Below are 14,744 nucleotides of genomic sequence, written 5' to 3' on the forward strand. Positions count from 1 at the left end.
GAAATAAGGCCCGCCATCCGGTCGCAGCCTACCCGGACATCAAAACAAGGGCCTCAAAAATGAAAACACTTGTCATCTGCTCGGGCGGACTCGATTCCGTGTCGCTTGCGCATATTACCGCCAATGAGCATCAACTCACACGGCTTGTCTCGTTCGATTATGGTCAGCGCCACCGCAAGGAGCTTGGCTTCGCCCAGGCGGCGGCCGCGCGGTTGGGCGTGCCCTTTCACCTGATCGACATGCGCGGCATCGGTGCGGCGCTGTCGGGTTCGGCCCTGACCGACGAAATCGACGTTCCTGATGGGCATTATGCCGAGGAAACGATGCGCATTACCGTCGTGCCCAACCGCAATGCCATCATGCTGTCGATCGGCTTTGGCATCGCGGCGGCGCAGGGTGACGAGGCCGTGGCGACGGCGGTGCATGGCGGCGATCACTTCATCTATCCCGATTGCCGCCCCGGCTTCACCCGCGCCTTCGAGGCGATGCAGCAGGCCGCCCTGCAAGGCTATGCCGATGTGCGGCTGCACACGCCTTTCGTCAGGGAAAGCAAGGCCGAAATCGTCCGCCAGGGCGCGGCGCATGGCACGCCATTTGCCGAGACATGGTCCTGCTACAAGGGCGGCGAAATCCACTGCGGCCGCTGCGGCACCTGTGTCGAGCGACGCGAGGCCTTCCATCTGGCCGGGGTCAGCGACCCGACGCCCTATGCCGATCCCGACTACTGGATCACGGCGCTTACCACGCGGGAGAACGGCTGATGTTCCGTATTCGCAAGGAGTTCCATTTCTCGGCCAGCCATCGCCTGAGCCATCTGCCCGACGACCATCAATGCGCGCGGCTGCATGGACACAATTACATCGTCGTGGTCGAACTGGCCGCAAAGGCGCTGAACCCGGATGGCTTCGTGCGCGATTATCACGACCTCAAGCCGCTCAAGACCCATATCGATGATCATTTCGATCACCGGCATCTGAACGATGTGCTTGAAGGCCCCTCGACCGCCGAGAACCTGGCGAGACACTTCTTTGACTGGTGCGCCGCGCGCTGGCCTGAGACCAGCGCCGTATTGGTCAGCGAGACCCCCAAGACATGGGCGGAATACCGGCCATGACCCTGCGCATCGCCGAGATTTTCGGCCCCACCATCCAAGGCGAAGGCGCGCTGATCGGGGAACCCACCGTCTTTGTCCGCGCGGGGGGCTGTGACTATCGCTGCAGTTGGTGCGACAGCCTTCATGCGGTAGAAAGCAAATACCGCCATGACTGGGCGAAGATGACGACCGAGACCGTCTGGAAGAAGGTGCGCGAACTTTCGCGCGACCGGCCGCTGACGGTTTCGCTGTCCGGGGGCAACCCGGCCATACAGGACTTTGGCCCGTTGATCAGCATGGGCAAGGCGGCAAACTATCGTTTCGCCTGCGAGACTCAGGGTTCTATCGCGCGCCAATGGTTTGCCCAGCTTGATACGCTGGTGCTGTCTCCGAAACCGCCATCGAGCGGTGAGCGGGTGGATTGGGACGCCTTTGACGCCTGCCGTGACATTGGCCGCAAGGCGCGTCAGCAGGTGTTGAAGATCGTGATCTTTGACGAGGTCGATTACCAATGGGCGCGAGAGGTTCACGCCAGGCACAGCGATCTTGCCCTGTTTCTGCAGCCCGGCAACCCCGTGGTCGACCCCGATATCGCTGTCGACCCGCAATCGCTGGCCGATCGCCTTGGCTGGCTGACCGAAATGGCGATGACCGATGGATGGTTCGCCCCGCGTATTCTGCCGCAACTGCATGTCCTGATCTGGGGCAACAAGCGCGGCGTCTGACCGATGGAGAAACCCATGACCAAAGACATCTATCGCAATCTCAGGCAACTTGGCGGCGAAACCCGCATCCCCGCCAGCCCCGCCGAGGCGGAACTGGAGCGCGTTCCCAACCCGCAGGCGGATGTGGCCTATAACGTGCGCTTCACCGCGCCCGAGTTCACCTCGCTCTGCCCGATGACCGGCCAGCCGGATTTTGCCCATCTGGTGATCGACTATGTGCCCGGTCCGTGGCTGGTCGAATCGAAATCGCTCAAGCTTTTCCTGACATCCTTTCGCAATCACGGTGCCTTTCACGAGGATTGCACGATATCGATTGCGCGGCGGCTGGCCGATTTCCTTGAGCCACAATGGTTGCGCATCGGCGGCTATTGGTATCCGCGCGGCGGCATTCCCATCGACGTCTTCTGGCAGACCGGCCCCATGCCCGAAGCCGTCTGGATACCCGACCAGGGCGTTCCGCCATATCGGGGGCGCGGCTGAAGGCGGCCATGCGACCAACCGAGAGCGGGATCACTTGCAAGAGAGTAGCTCGTTGAAGGGTTCTGCTTTCGACCGGTTCCATCGCCTCGGCGGATCTGGCCGACAAGGGAAATGGTCGATCCGACCTGTCAAGATTGCAGGCCGGGTCGCGGCCCGCGCTTCCTTTCCTTCAAGGGGCATTGTCACCATTCGTGCAACTTTTTGCGAGTGTCCCGCCGCACCCCGAGTTTCCAGCACCCTTTGCAAAGCGATCTGCTAAGCTGATTGAACCGCCCGGGCATGTAGCCCGGGGCACCAATGCGCAATGTGCGAAACATCTCGCCCAATGCTTTCGCCTGCAACAGTGGAGATTCCTGATGAAAGACGACTCGCAAGATCGGATGACAGCGAAGGATTTCGCACCGGAACTGCTGGAACTTTACGATTTCTACGCCCATGGCATGATCACCAAGCGGGAATTTCTTGACCGCGCGGGGAAATTCGCGATCGGCGGGCTGACGGCGGCGACGATCCTGTCGATGATGAGCCCCAATTACGCCATGGCCGAGCAGGTCAGTTTCAACGATCCCGACATCAAGGCCGAATGGATCAGCTATCCCTCGCCCAATGGTCACGGCGAGATGCGCGCCTATCTGGTGCGCCCGACGAATGCGCCACAGGCCCCTGCGGTGGTTGTCGTGCACGAAAACCGCGGTCTCAACCCCTATATCCAGGATGTGGCGCGGCGGGTGGCGAAGGCCGGTTTCATCGCCATGGCGCCCGACGGGCTGACGCCGATGGGGGGCTATCCCGGCAATGACGAAGAGGGCCGCGCGCTGCAGCAGCAGGTCGATCCCACCAAGCTGATGAATGATTTCTTTGCCGCCGTCGAGTTCATGATGGCCCATCCCGACCTGTCGGGCAAAGTCGGAATTACCGGCTTCTGCTATGGTGGTGGCGTCGCCAATGCCGCAGCCGTGGCCTATCCCGAACTGGGTGCGGCCGTGCCCTTCTATGGTCGCCAACCCGATGCCAAGGACGTGGCCCGCATACAGGCCCCGTTGCTGATACATTATGCCGGGCTGGACGAGCGTGTGAATGCGGGCTGGCCCGCCTATCAGGAAGCCCTGGATGCAAACGGCAAAACCTACGAGGCCTATATCTATGAAGGCGTCAATCACGGTTTCCACAATGATTCCACGCCGCGCTATGACGAGGCGGCCGCCGAACTTGCCTGGTCGCGCACCATCGACTGGTTCAAGCGCCATCTTGCCTAGGCACGCTTGATCATATCGCCTTTGGTGGCCTGCGGGCCGGGGCCCGGATCGGCGTCACGCGGCTATCCTGCGTGGCGTCTGCAATCCGCCTGTTCCCCCGCATCTGCAACAGCGCATCGGGATGGCTGGGCCGGAACCCCACATCCGCCTGCTGCGCCCTCCTGAACGGCCGCGCCACATCCCTGCGCAGAAGACCGGTCTTTCAGGCCTCGTCGGTCTCGATCAACTCGGGGCCGTCATCCTTGATGCCGAAACGGGCAACCGGATGATAGGTCAACCGCGCCCCTGCTCCAATATCCGGATCGGGGATTCCGGCCAGCCATGCCTCGCGCTCGGAGGCATTCAGGACAACTGGCATCCGGCCGTGCAGCTCGGCCACGCAGTCATTTGCCGCGCGGGTGACAATCGTGCAGGTCAGCAGATCGTGCCAGAGAGATTTCAACCCGGCAAACCACAGGTTCTCCTCGTTGCCCGCTGACCGGATGAAATGAGGCTGCTTGTTGCCCTTGCCGCCGGTCCATTCGTAATAGCCCGCCGCCGGGATCAGGCATCGGCCGTATTTCCAGGCGCCGCGAAAGCTGGGCTTGCTGGCGGCATCCTCGATCCGGGCGTTGAAGGTTGTCGCCTTCCATTCCCTGGGATCGTTTCCCTTGAACCAGGACGGTATCAACCACCAGCGGGCATACTCGGCGATCCCATCTGCGCCCATGGTCAGGACGGGCTGCGTCGGCTTGACGTTGAAGCGTCGCGCAATGGGGTCGATCTTCAGCTCGGAGTGCTCAAGCTCGGTGCCGCGAAGGTTTGGGTCTACGAATCGTCCACACATGCCAGCAGGTTAACAGCGACAATCGGCTTGACCCAGACGAGAATGTGCCGCCCGACAGGGCCATGTGCTGCCGCAATGCTCTGCGCAATGCAGCGGCGCATCACGGGCATTCATGAAATATTCACTTGGCGGCATCGGGTTATTTTAATATTTCATGAAATATGGAAAACAAGATTCCCGACCAGCTGTCCTCCCTTGGCCATCCGCAGCGATTGGCTGTCTTTCGCCTGCTGATGCGCCGTTACCCCGACCGCGTTCCCGCGGGGGAAATCGCCATCGCGCTTGGTGTCAAGGCAAGCACCATGTCCAGCTATCTGTCCGTGCTGATGCGGGACAACCTGGTGCAACAACAACGGTCAGGCACGTCGATCCTGTATTGGATCAACATGACCACGGTTCAACGATTGTTCGGCTATCTGTTCAACGATTGCTGTCGTGGCCGGCCCGACCTCTGCATGCCCTCCGGCACGTCAGCCGCTCACATGCCTGGTCGCAGGTATGACGTTCTCTTCATCTGCGTCGGCAATTCCGCGCGGTCGATCTTTGCCGAGTCGATCCTGCGCAAGACTGCGGGCGAGCGATTCAACGCCTATTCCGCCGGAACCCGACCCGCGTCGCGGCTCAACCCCTTTGCCATGCAGATCCTGCAAGACAAGGGCCACGACATTTCGGTCCTGCGTTCCAAGAACATCTCTGAGTTCTCTGGCCCTGATGCCCCGCATTTCGATTTCGTCTTCACGGTGTGCGATCAGGCCGCCAATGAAGAATGCCCTGCCTGGGAAGGCCAGCCCGTCTCGGGTCATTGGGGAATCCCCGATCCGGCCAGGGCAACCGGGAATGATGCCCAGAAGGCGCTGGCCTTTCACCGGGCCTACCGTGCGCTTGAACATCGCATCGGTCTTTTCACCGCACTCAACCTGGAAAGGTTGAACCGCATCGCCATACAGAATTCGGTCGACGATATCGGCCGCACCAACCCCGAGGGACAAATATGACCACATACGCATTGAACGGCCTTGGCCGTATGGGAAAGCTGGCCCTGAAGCCACTTCTGGAACGCGGGGCCAGGATCGCCTGGATCAACGATGCGGTCGGTGATCCGGAAATGCATGCCCATTTGCTGGAGTTCGACACGGTGCACGGGCGCTGGAACGCCGCCTTTTCGCATGATGACGAAAGCGTCACCATCGACGGCACGCGCCTGCCCTTCATCGGCTCCAGGGCGATTGCCGATCTGCCACTTGATGGTGTCGATGTGGTCATCGACTGCACCGGCGTCTTCAAGACCGAAGCCCGGATCGCGCCCTATTTCGAAGCGGGCGTGAAGAAGGTCGTGGTGTCCGCCCCGGTCAAGGACGGCAACGCGGTCAACATTGTCTACGGCGTCAACAACGAAACCTATGATCCCGCCAGTCATCGTATCGTGACCGCGGCCTCATGCACCACCAACTGCCTTGCCCCTGTGGTAAAGGTCATCCACGAGACTTTCGGCATCAAGCACGGCTCGATCACCACGATTCATGACGTTACCAACACCCAGACCATCGTCGACCGTCCCGCCAAGGACCTGCGGCGTGCCCGCTCGGCCCTGAATTCACTGATCCCGACGACGACCGGATCGGCCAGCGCGATCACGCTGATCTATCCCGAACTGAAGGGGCGATTGAACGGCCATGCCGTCCGGGTTCCGCTGTTGAACGCTTCGCTGACCGACTGCGTCTTCGAACTGCGGCGTGAAACCACGGCAGAGGAGGTCAATGCCGCTTTCGAGGCGGCTGCCAACGGGGCGCTGAAAGGCATCCTTGGCTATGAGACACGCCCGCTGGTCTCGACCGATTATACCAATGATCCGCGCTCTTCGATCATCGACGCGCCTTCGACGATGGTGGTCAATGGCACGCAACTGAAGGTCTATGCCTGGTACGACAATGAATGGGGCTATGCCAACCGGCTGGTCGATGTGGCGCTGATGGTCGGGGCCTCGCTGTGAGCAAGACCGTGCGGGAACGACCCGAGGGAACCTCGGCCTATATCGCGGTGACCGCGGCCTATTGGGCCTTCATGCTGACCGATGGCGCGCTGCGGATGCTGGTGCTGCTGCATTTCCACACATTGGGCTTCAGCCCCGTGCAACTGGCCTATCTTTTCATTCTCTACGAATTGGCGGGGATGATCACAAATCTGGCCGCCGGCTGGATCGCGGTTCGCTTCGGTCTGACCTCGACGCTTTACGCCGGGCTGGGATTGCAGGTATTGGCCTTGCTGGCCCTGAGCCAGCTTGATCCCGGCTGGAGCATCGCGGCCTCGGTCGCCTTCGTCATGTCTGTGCAGGGCCTCTCGGGCGTCGCCAAGGATCTTGCCAAGATGTCCGCGAAATCTGCGGTAAAGCTGCTTGCGCCGTCAGGCGACGGGGGGCTGTTTCGCTGGGTGGCCGTCCTGACCGGATCAAAGAACGCGGTGAAGGGCATCGGCTTCCTGCTGGGCGCGGTCCTGCTGGGGGCGCTTGGCTTCGATTGGGCCGTTCTGGCAATGGCCCTTGTTCTGGGGGTGATCCTTGTCGCCGTGGTGCTGTTCATGCCCGCGGGCCTGCCCAGGGGCCGGAAAGGCACCAAGTTTTCCGAAGTGTTCTCGAAATCGGCCAATGTCAACTGGCTGTCCGCGGCGCGGGTTTTCCTGTTCGGCGCGCGCGACGTCTGGTTCGTGGTCGGCATCCCGATCTACTTCTACGCAGTGCTTTCGGACGGCACTGACCAAGGCAACCGCACGGCCTTCTTCATGATCGGCACCTTCATGGCGGTCTGGATCATGCTTTACGGCGTGGTGCAGGCCAGCGCCCCAAGGATCCTGCGCGCCGCTGTCCGGCCCGAGGCAGAGTTGATCCGCGCAGCGCGCAACTGGGCCTTTGCACTGTTCGCCGTGCCTGCCGCGCTGACGTTGGCCGTTTCCCTGTCGTCAACACCCCAGACCTGGCTGACCGTGACGCTGGTTCTGGGCCTGTTGGTTTTCGGCGCGCTCTTTGCGGTGAATTCCTCGCTCCATTCCTATCTGATCCTCGCTTTCTCGCAGACTGAACGGGTCACGATGGATGTGGGCTTTTACTACATGGCCAACGCCGGGGGTCGCCTGATCGGCACGCTTCTGTCCGGTCTGACCTATCAGATCGGCGGTTTGACCCTTGTCATGGGCACGGCCGCGATCATGGTCTTGCTGGCGGCCATGACCTCGGGTCGTCTGAGCGATCCGGCGAAAGAAGCGACGGCATGATCATCCCCGGACGCCGGCCGACCGTCAGGGCCGGGTCTGGATTTCCGCCCGGAGAAGAATGCCCGCCCCCTCTTTCGGGGACGGGCATCCGATGTCCGAGGTCAGAGCGAGACTTCCTTGGCCTTGAAGGAGATCGATGCCGTCTCGGATGTCGCATGCGAGACCTTGCGGATATCGCCCCAGCAGTGCTTGTAATCGGGCAGCACCAACTCGTTCACACCCGGGTTGACCACATTGCCCTGGCTGCCGGCGGGTGACCCGAAGACCATCGCGACCTGACCGCGCCTTGCGGTGGCGATGGGATAGGCCATGCCCTGCGTCACGCCGTTGTCATTGATGATCTCGACCAGATCGCCGGGGTTCAGGCCTTCCGCGACCATGTCATCGGGGTTCATCTCGATGAACGGGTATGGGAAACGGTCCTGAACAAACTCGTTCTTCTGGTCAAGGAACTGGTTCTGCCAGAAGATATTGGCCCGGACGTTGTTGATCCAGTATTTGTGCGCGGCCTTTTCCCGGGCCTTGCCCGCTGCCTGCCAGCCCCGCCAGCCTGCCGCACAGAACAGCGCCTTCCTGTCGTCGCGGCCATGGCGGTCGAAGGTGCCGTCGGCATACAGCCGCTTGGTCCCGACAAGTTCGCCATTCTCGTAGCCGACGACCGGCTCCTGCACTCCGTTGTTGCCCATGGCGCGCAGACGATCATAGGTCACCTCGGGATTGCCGGCATGATAGCCGTCCATGAAGGCATCCTCCTCGGTCTGCCAGTCATAACCCTTGAACTGGTCGGCATAGGCGTCCTTGCCCATCTCGCGCAGCACCCGCTCCATGTTCCGGGCCATTTCCGCCGCGATCAGGCAGTCAGGCTTGGAATTGCCATAGGGGTCCATGTATCTTTCCGACAGGCGAAGGCGCCGCTCGCCGTTCATCGAGGTGAGGTTCATCTCGTTGGATTCGCAGGCCGGCAGGATCACATGCGCGTTCTGGCCGATCTGGCTGTGGATGATGTCCACATCCACCACGAACAGGCCCCCGGCATTGATCGCCGAGACGATCGCATCGACCAGCTGTTCGCGGGTTCCGCCGGCCACGGCGTCGATCGCGTCCTTGACCATGTCCGACCGGCGCTTGTGAACGCGTTTGAACTCGGCGGCATTCAGCGTGGTCTTGTAATGGTCGCAGGCCCAGATGTGATGCACGCCGCCCAGGCCCCGGATCAGGAACTGGTCGATATATTCTGCCGGACGACCGACATGGGCGTCGGAGGGACGATAATAGCCCTCTTGATGGCCACCCAGACGACAGCACCCGCCGCCCTCGCGCCCGATATTGCCGGTGGCCAGCGCGATATTCACCAATGCGCCGATGGTGCGATAGTTGTCATTGCCCCAGATGATGCCCTTTTCGTAGCAGGTCACGCATTTGCGGCGGCTGCCATCCTCATGCGGCATGGCGATCCATTCCGCGGCCTTGCGGATGTCGTCCGCCGAGACGCCACAGATCTCTGCCGCCTCGTCAAGCGACGTCCGGCAGGTCTGCATGGCATAGTCCAGACTGCCAAGACCCGCGGGATGCGCGCTATCCTCGGCAACGGCCTCCCCACCCTGGAAGGTCGAATTCGCAATGAACTCGGAATCCGTCCAGCCCTGATCGACGATATGCGTCAGGATGGCGTTGAACAGCGCCATATCCGTGCCTTCGTTGATCGCCAGATGCAGGACGTTCTCGGGCCCGGCATATTGCTCGGAGGAATGAACGGTCAGGGTGCGGCGCGGATCGACGACCACCATTCGCGCCCCGCCCTGCAGACCCGGCACCATGTGGTTGAGGTAGAGGTTCGTCTGGGTCTCCATGGAATTTGCGCCAACCATGAAGATCGTGTCGGTCAGCTCATAGTCCTCATAGGCATAGTTCAACTCTCCAATGCCCATGTCGCGGGTCGCATGGACCTCGGAGTTATAGGCCGGACGGTTGTGAATGCGGCAGTTCTTGATCTTCATGCTCTCGAAATAGAGCTTGCCGGTGCCCCAGGTGTTCTCATAGCCACCGGCGGACCCGCCGTGGTCGAACATGGACACGACCAGGTCATCCTCGGAACCGTCGGTAATGACGCGCGCCGTGACACGGGCCACAAGGTCCATCGCATCGTCCCATGACGTGGGCTGCCAGACGCCGTTGCGCCAGACCAGCGGGTCCGACAGACGTTGCTGCTGCGTGCCCGTCACCTTCGAGGGGCGGTTCTCGGCCATGCGCGCCCCACGGATCGAGCCGAGCCCCGAGTTCACGACGCAATCCACATCCGGCTTGACGACAAGGTGAACATCCTTCCCGTCTTGCCGGACGATGTTGTACATCGAAGGCGCATACCAGGCTTCGGTGTCCTGATATTGCTGTTCGCTCAGGTCAACGCCGAACTTGTTCTGCTCCGGTGCCGTTCCACCCTGCCTGTTCAGCGGCCAAGTATAGGCCTTGTAGCCGCAACCGACGATACAATAGTGGCAGGTGACATTATGCTCTCTGGCGTCTGCGGGAATGATGGGCAGACGGTCGATCTGTCTCTTGTAGGCCATGTGTCTCTCTCCCTTACAGCACGTTCGACAGGCGGCCATAGATCAACTCGTCGACCCCGTTCGCGTAGATGTCGCCCTTGTCATCCACGCTCAGCAGGAACTGGGCAAGGTTGTTGGTGGCATGGCCCCAGATCTGCTGGCCGCCGGCCTCGCAGTCAAAGCGGGAATGGTGGCCGGGGCAGTTCAGGCTCTTGTCCTCGGCCGAGTAGCTCAACATCCAACCCTTGTGCGGGCAGAGCACCGAGAAGGCGACAATATCACCATCCGGGCCGACACCGCCCTCGACAGGCTCGCCCAGCTTGAGCAGAACCCCCGGACTTTCATCGTCGGGATAGGAAATATCCATCGGCTCGTTGACCGTCAGATCGGCCAGATTGGCCAAGCGGTTCACCGGCATGTCCACGCGGGCCAGCGCGCGCGCCTTGGCCTGTTCCGGTGTCATGACCGTTGTCGCGACGGCCCCCGCCGTGGCCATCATGCTGCCCCTCAGAAACTGTCGACGTCCCGTGTCGACCAATTTTTTGCACTTCATTGGCTGGACTCCTCCCTCGCTCACAAAGTGATCTATGTCTGCGCTCAGCCTAGCCTGTGCATTCAACGCCCGCGACGGCATGAAAGCGCATGCCGCATTGCGGCTATCATTTGTTTTGAAACGAAAAAAATAAATGTTCGGATTTCCGAACATGCAAAGATATCCGTCAGGGACCCGAAAGGCCGAGTCTCTGCATCTTTTCCCAAAGCGTCGTGCGCGCAATACGCAGCAATCGGGCCGCCTCGCCGATCTGCCCGTTCGTCCTGTCGAGCGCCGCGATGATCTGCGCCCGTTCCGCGGCCTCCCGGGCTTCGGCCAGCGACAACATGTCATCAGGCCCTGCAAGTCGTTCGGGAAACATATCGGAGGGCTGCAGCAACGGCCCTGTTGCCAACCCCAGGCCACGCAGCAATCTTGACCGCAACTCCCGACCGCCACCGGGCCAGTCATGGTTGCGCACGGCTTCCTCGCACAAAGCACTGATCCCTTCGACCTCCGGCGCATGGCGCACTGCCAGCTTGTGGAAAAGCTGCTGCAGCAGCCAGACGGCATCCTCGGGCCGGGTGTTCAACGGAGGAATCGGGATTTCGATCCGCGCCAGCCTGTAGAAAACTTCGGGGTTGAAGCTGCCTTGCGCGATCAAAGCCTCGAGATCATTGCCACAGGCCGCGATCAGCCGCCCGTCGAAGCCCTGACCAAGTCGATCCAGAAGTTGCCGTTGCGCCGGCTCTGTCATCTTCCCAAGCGTGTTGATGAAAAGGGTTCCTTCGCCCACCACGTCAAAGCCGCTGCCGGGGCCGAACAGGGCAGCCTCCATGTCGGATTCACCTGCAAGATTGACCGAAACGAAAGGCGCGGCCGAGCGGTCCGACAGGTCGTGGATACGCCGGGCGACAAGGTCCTTGCCAGTGCCCGGACCGCCCCGGATGAGCGCGTGATGACTGTCCCGAGCGGCCTTGGCGATCAGCGTTTCCAGGCGTCGCGCGGCCGCCGAAACCCCCATCAGGGGCGGAAAGTCATCATCCTGCAACGGCTTGTCGTGATTTCCGACCAGAAGACTGAGACGTTCGAGGAAGACAGACATTTCGAACGGCTTGGTGACGTAATCCGCAGCCCCTGACTTGATCAGCCGGACCGCCTGACCGATGCCACCCTTGCCGGTGATGAAGAGGAAGGGCGGCGGGGTTCCGCTGCCAAGAAGCTTCGAGAACAGTTCCTCACCCGATCCGTCCGGCAAGCCGATATCGCAGATCACCGCGTCAATCGGCTTCGTGGGGGTGCGGATCGCGCCAAGGGCTCGCACCATTTGCTTCAGCCAGAGAACCCGGGCACCTTCCAGTTCAAGCCTCTGCAGCAGCGAACTGCCCATGATCTCGTCATCTTCCACAAGAACGATGTATCTATTCCTGAGCATCCCTTGCCTCCGATGGAATCGGCAAGCTGACAGTGATGCGCGTCACCTCGGTTTCACGCTCATGACGGATGGTGCCCCCAAGGTTCCGTGCAAGTTCGCGCACCAGGCGTAGCCCGACACCACCGCCGGGCATAAGCGGACCATCACCAAGCAGACGAACCAATGCAGCCTCGGGCATGGCCGGGCCGGAGTTCGTGATCCGAATGTCAAGACATCCCCTGCCTGAACCGACAGTCAGACCGACATGCCCCTTGGGGCCGGCCGCCGCGCAGGCATTCAGCAACAGGTTCAGCGCGATCTGCCGCACCGGTCCGGCCGGGATGATGTGATTGGCAAGCGCCACGCAATCGACGCACCACTCCAGATCCAGATCAAGTCGAGAGATTTCGGGTTGGATCAAGAGCTTGACGTCCTCGAGATCCTCGGCGGTCAGCAGGCGGGTCTCGGGATCGATGCGGTTCTGGTCAAGGGTGGCCCGTGTCACGTCACGCATGTGGCGCAGCCCCCGGTCCAGAAGCTCGGCCGATTGCCGCACGACTTCGGGACGATCGGCGAAACTGCGGATCGTGTCCGTCGCGTTCAGCAGGCCACCAAGCGGATTGTTGATCTCATGCGCCAACGACGACGACAGACGGCCAAGAGCCACGAAGCGTTCCCTTTCCGCCAGTCGTCTCTCGGCTTCGGCCTTGGCCGTCACGGCACCCACCATCGAGTTGTAGATGCGTGCCAGGCGCGCAAGTTCCCCGTCGCCCCGCGGGATCTCGGAGGCCGGAATGGGATGAGGTTCACCCTGCGTTTCGGTCATATGGCGCGTCAGCGTCGTGACCGGCTGCAGCATCCTTCGTATCGCGAGAAATCCGACCGACGACAGAAGCCCTATGGCAATCGCATTGCCCATGATCAGCATGAACAGGGCTCGCCTGCGCTCGGATAGCAGGTCGGCGACGTCCAGCACGGTCGCGATCTGCCCGACGGTGCGCCCCTGATAGATCAGGGGCGCAAGCAGGCTAAGGGATGGCGATGCCTCATTCACCCGCAGGTCATCCAGCGCCACCACATCATCGGCCAGTGCAGCGATATCGCTGTCCATGGGAACCCGCTTGGGGTCGGTCGCGGCAAGCACCCTTCCGCGCTCATCCGCCACGGCGGTCAGAACCATCCTGCGCCCCTCACCACCTTGGGTCGCCCGGTCCAGCGTGTCATAGACCTCCCAATGATCATGGCGCAGGACAAGAGGTCCAAGAGCCACCGACAATCCCTCGACATGCATCCGCGCCAATTCCTGGATTCTTGCGTCCTGAACCTGCGCGAGGGATCGCAACACCTGCTGGGATGCCACCATGCCGACAAGAACCATCATCGCGGCGGCAAGAAGCGGCAGCTTGACAGACAGAGGTATGGGGGAAAACCACCTCATGTGTCAGGGATCCAGATCGCGCATCCGCGCCGCGATGCCGTCGAACAGGGCTGAGCTGGCCAGCTGGAACCCGTCAAGCTGGAGCGACATGAGCGCCCCCTGGCCCTCGTCTGTCTCCGCAAGACCCAACAAGGCGGTTTGCAGGGCCTGAACCGGCTCGGAGTCAAGGTTGTCACGTCGTGCGCAGACCGGCGGAAACCCCAGCCATTCCGACCGGGCGATGACCTTTGTGCGCGAGGTCAGTTCCGGCTCGATCATGGCGAGGGCTTCCCAGACATAGCCATCGACGCTGCCCGACCGCACCAGGCCATCCGCCACGGCGCGCACCACATTGCGATGTCCAAAGGTGAAAATGGACCTGCTGAAGAAGTGCTCGGCCTGCTCGCCCATGCGACGCAGATCGGTCGCGGTCACAAGATAGCCCGAGTTCGAATCGGGGTCGGAAAATGCGTGGGTTGCACCACGCAGGTCGCTCAGCCTTGCCGCGCTGTCGCCAGCCCCGACGATCAGATAGGACTGATATCGCGGACCACCGCGCCAGACGGGCACCGCGACAAGATCAAGCAAATCGGCGTGCTGCAGATAGGGATATCCGCAAAGCCAAGCGGCATCGACGCTGCGCTCCAGCAGCAGACCGGTGATTTCCTGGTAGGTGCGGCGTTGCACCAATTCGATCTCGCGCCCCATGCCGCGCGACAGCGCGCGGCGCAGACCGTCAATGATGCTTGCGTCATTGTCGAGAAACACCGGCGTCAACCCAAGACGAAAGACAGCTTGCGCCGGTGCCCGGCCTGCCATCAATGTCGATAACGCCGCGCCCAAAAGCATGCGTCGGCTGATCGATTGCTCCATGATCTCAGGCCCCTCCCCTGGCCGACTTCAGACCTGTGCCCCCAATCACACGGCGGATCGCGCACCTCCGCCAACAGCTATGCCACGCTTTCACCCCGTTCGAAATAGCGCCAGCAAGAGAGGCCGCAGGATTTCCTACTGGACGCGAGCGATCCTTGGACCGGAATGCCCTGTGGCCTGACCGCCGGGCTGCGCCGCAAGATCGGGAACGGTGCGGTCGTCCTGCAGGCTGGCGAAGGAGGCGTCATTCATGGCGATCATGATCGCGCCACCTCAGTGTGGCACGCGCATCCGTGTCGTCACATCGGGCCGCGATTT

General features: G+C 61.7%; 15 protein-coding genes. 8 read left to right on the forward strand and 7 right to left on the reverse strand.

Going from position 1 to position 14,744, the window contains the following annotated elements; translation table 11 throughout:
* The first annotated feature begins 59 nt into the window (after positions 1-59).
* From queC to yghX, 5 genes are all read left to right on the forward strand, one after another.
* Positions 60-761 carry a 7-cyano-7-deazaguanine synthase QueC gene (queC, locus tag JHW44_RS16020; RefSeq protein ID WP_089344355.1) on the forward strand — a complete coding sequence of 234 codons (702 nt, stop codon included), beginning with the start codon at positions 60-62 and terminating at the stop codon, positions 759-761.
* Positions 761-1,114 carry a 6-carboxytetrahydropterin synthase QueD gene (gene queD / locus JHW44_RS16025; protein ID WP_089344356.1) on the forward strand — a complete coding sequence of 118 codons (354 nt, stop codon included), beginning with the start codon at positions 761-763 and terminating at the stop codon, positions 1,112-1,114. The genes queC and queD overlap by 1 nt, the downstream gene beginning before the upstream one ends.
* Positions 1,111-1,818, forward strand: coding sequence for a 7-carboxy-7-deazaguanine synthase QueE (queE, locus tag JHW44_RS16030; protein WP_089344357.1), 708 nt, complete (start codon positions 1,111-1,113; stop codon positions 1,816-1,818). Before queD ends, queE begins: the two co-directional genes overlap by 4 nt.
* A gap of 15 nt (positions 1,819-1,833) precedes the next feature.
* Complete coding sequence (gene queF / locus JHW44_RS16035; protein WP_089344425.1) at positions 1,834-2,298, forward strand: preQ(1) synthase; 465 nt, start codon at positions 1,834-1,836, stop codon at positions 2,296-2,298.
* 380 nt (positions 2,299-2,678) lie between these two features.
* Positions 2,679-3,554: a YghX family hydrolase gene (gene yghX, locus JHW44_RS16040; RefSeq protein WP_272850320.1), complete on the forward strand. Its 876-nt coding sequence runs from the start codon at positions 2,679-2,681 to the stop codon at positions 3,552-3,554.
* A gap of 202 nt (positions 3,555-3,756) precedes the next feature.
* Here the strand turns inward: yghX and JHW44_RS16045 are convergent, their stop codons facing one another.
* Positions 3,757-4,380 (reverse strand): SOS response-associated peptidase, encoded by a 624-nt coding sequence (locus JHW44_RS16045; RefSeq protein ID WP_089344359.1) that lies wholly within the window; start codon positions 4,378-4,380, stop codon positions 3,757-3,759.
* Positions 4,381-4,541: 161 nt separating this feature from the next.
* On the opposite strand from JHW44_RS16045, the gene JHW44_RS16050 reads away from it, so the two are divergent.
* Genes JHW44_RS16050 through arsJ form a run of 3 tightly spaced genes read left to right on the forward strand, consistent with a single transcriptional unit; the run spans position 4,542 to position 7,644 of the window.
* Positions 4,542-5,375, forward strand: coding sequence for an arsenate reductase/protein-tyrosine-phosphatase family protein (locus JHW44_RS16050; protein ID WP_089344360.1), 834 nt, complete (start codon positions 4,542-4,544; stop codon positions 5,373-5,375).
* The gene (locus JHW44_RS16055) at positions 5,372-6,370 is read left to right on the forward strand and encodes an ArsJ-associated glyceraldehyde-3-phosphate dehydrogenase (protein WP_089344361.1); all 999 of its coding nucleotides are present in this window, start codon (positions 5,372-5,374) and stop codon (positions 6,368-6,370) included. Before JHW44_RS16050 ends, JHW44_RS16055 begins: the two co-directional genes overlap by 4 nt.
* 8 nt (positions 6,371-6,378) lie before the next feature.
* Positions 6,379-7,644, forward strand: coding sequence for an organoarsenical effux MFS transporter ArsJ (gene arsJ, locus JHW44_RS16060; RefSeq protein ID WP_089344426.1), 1,266 nt, complete (start codon positions 6,379-6,381; stop codon positions 7,642-7,644).
* Between the two features lie 101 nt (positions 7,645-7,745).
* Here arsJ and JHW44_RS16065 read toward each other — a convergent pair whose 3' ends face one another.
* The 6 genes from JHW44_RS16065 to JHW44_RS16090 all read right to left on the reverse strand — a co-directional run bounded on the left by JHW44_RS16065 (position 7,746) and on the right by JHW44_RS16090 (position 14,687).
* Positions 7,746-10,211, reverse strand: a complete 2,466-nt coding sequence (locus JHW44_RS16065; RefSeq protein ID WP_089344362.1) for an arsenate reductase (azurin) large subunit — start codon at positions 10,209-10,211, stop codon at positions 7,746-7,748.
* 13 nt (positions 10,212-10,224) lie between these two features.
* On the reverse strand, positions 10,225-10,743 hold the full coding sequence (locus tag JHW44_RS16070; RefSeq protein ID WP_089344363.1) for an arsenate reductase (azurin) small subunit: 519 nt from the start codon (positions 10,741-10,743) through the stop codon (positions 10,225-10,227).
* Between the two features lie 166 nt (positions 10,744-10,909).
* Positions 10,910-12,157 carry a sigma-54-dependent transcriptional regulator gene (locus JHW44_RS16075; RefSeq protein WP_089344364.1) on the reverse strand — a complete coding sequence of 416 codons (1,248 nt, stop codon included), beginning with the start codon at positions 12,155-12,157 and terminating at the stop codon, positions 10,910-10,912.
* A complete protein-coding gene (locus tag JHW44_RS16080) occupies positions 12,144-13,574 on the reverse strand; it encodes a sensor histidine kinase (RefSeq protein ID WP_089344365.1) in 1,431 nt (476 codons plus the stop codon). The genes JHW44_RS16075 and JHW44_RS16080 overlap by 14 nt, the downstream gene beginning before the upstream one ends.
* Before the next feature lie 3 nt (positions 13,575-13,577).
* Entirely contained in the window at positions 13,578-14,426 is an 849-nt protein-coding gene (locus tag JHW44_RS16085) for a substrate-binding domain-containing protein (protein WP_143811456.1), read from the reverse strand.
* 135 nt (positions 14,427-14,561) lie between these two features.
* On the reverse strand, positions 14,562-14,687 hold the full coding sequence (locus JHW44_RS16090; protein WP_272850322.1) for a hypothetical protein: 126 nt from the start codon (positions 14,685-14,687) through the stop codon (positions 14,562-14,564).
* Positions 14,688-14,744: the final 57 nt, after the last annotated feature.

It is taken from the genome of Paracoccus seriniphilus, assembly GCF_028553745.1.
In the GTDB taxonomy this organism is placed as follows: Bacteria; Pseudomonadota; Alphaproteobacteria; order Rhodobacterales; family Rhodobacteraceae; genus Paracoccus; species Paracoccus seriniphilus.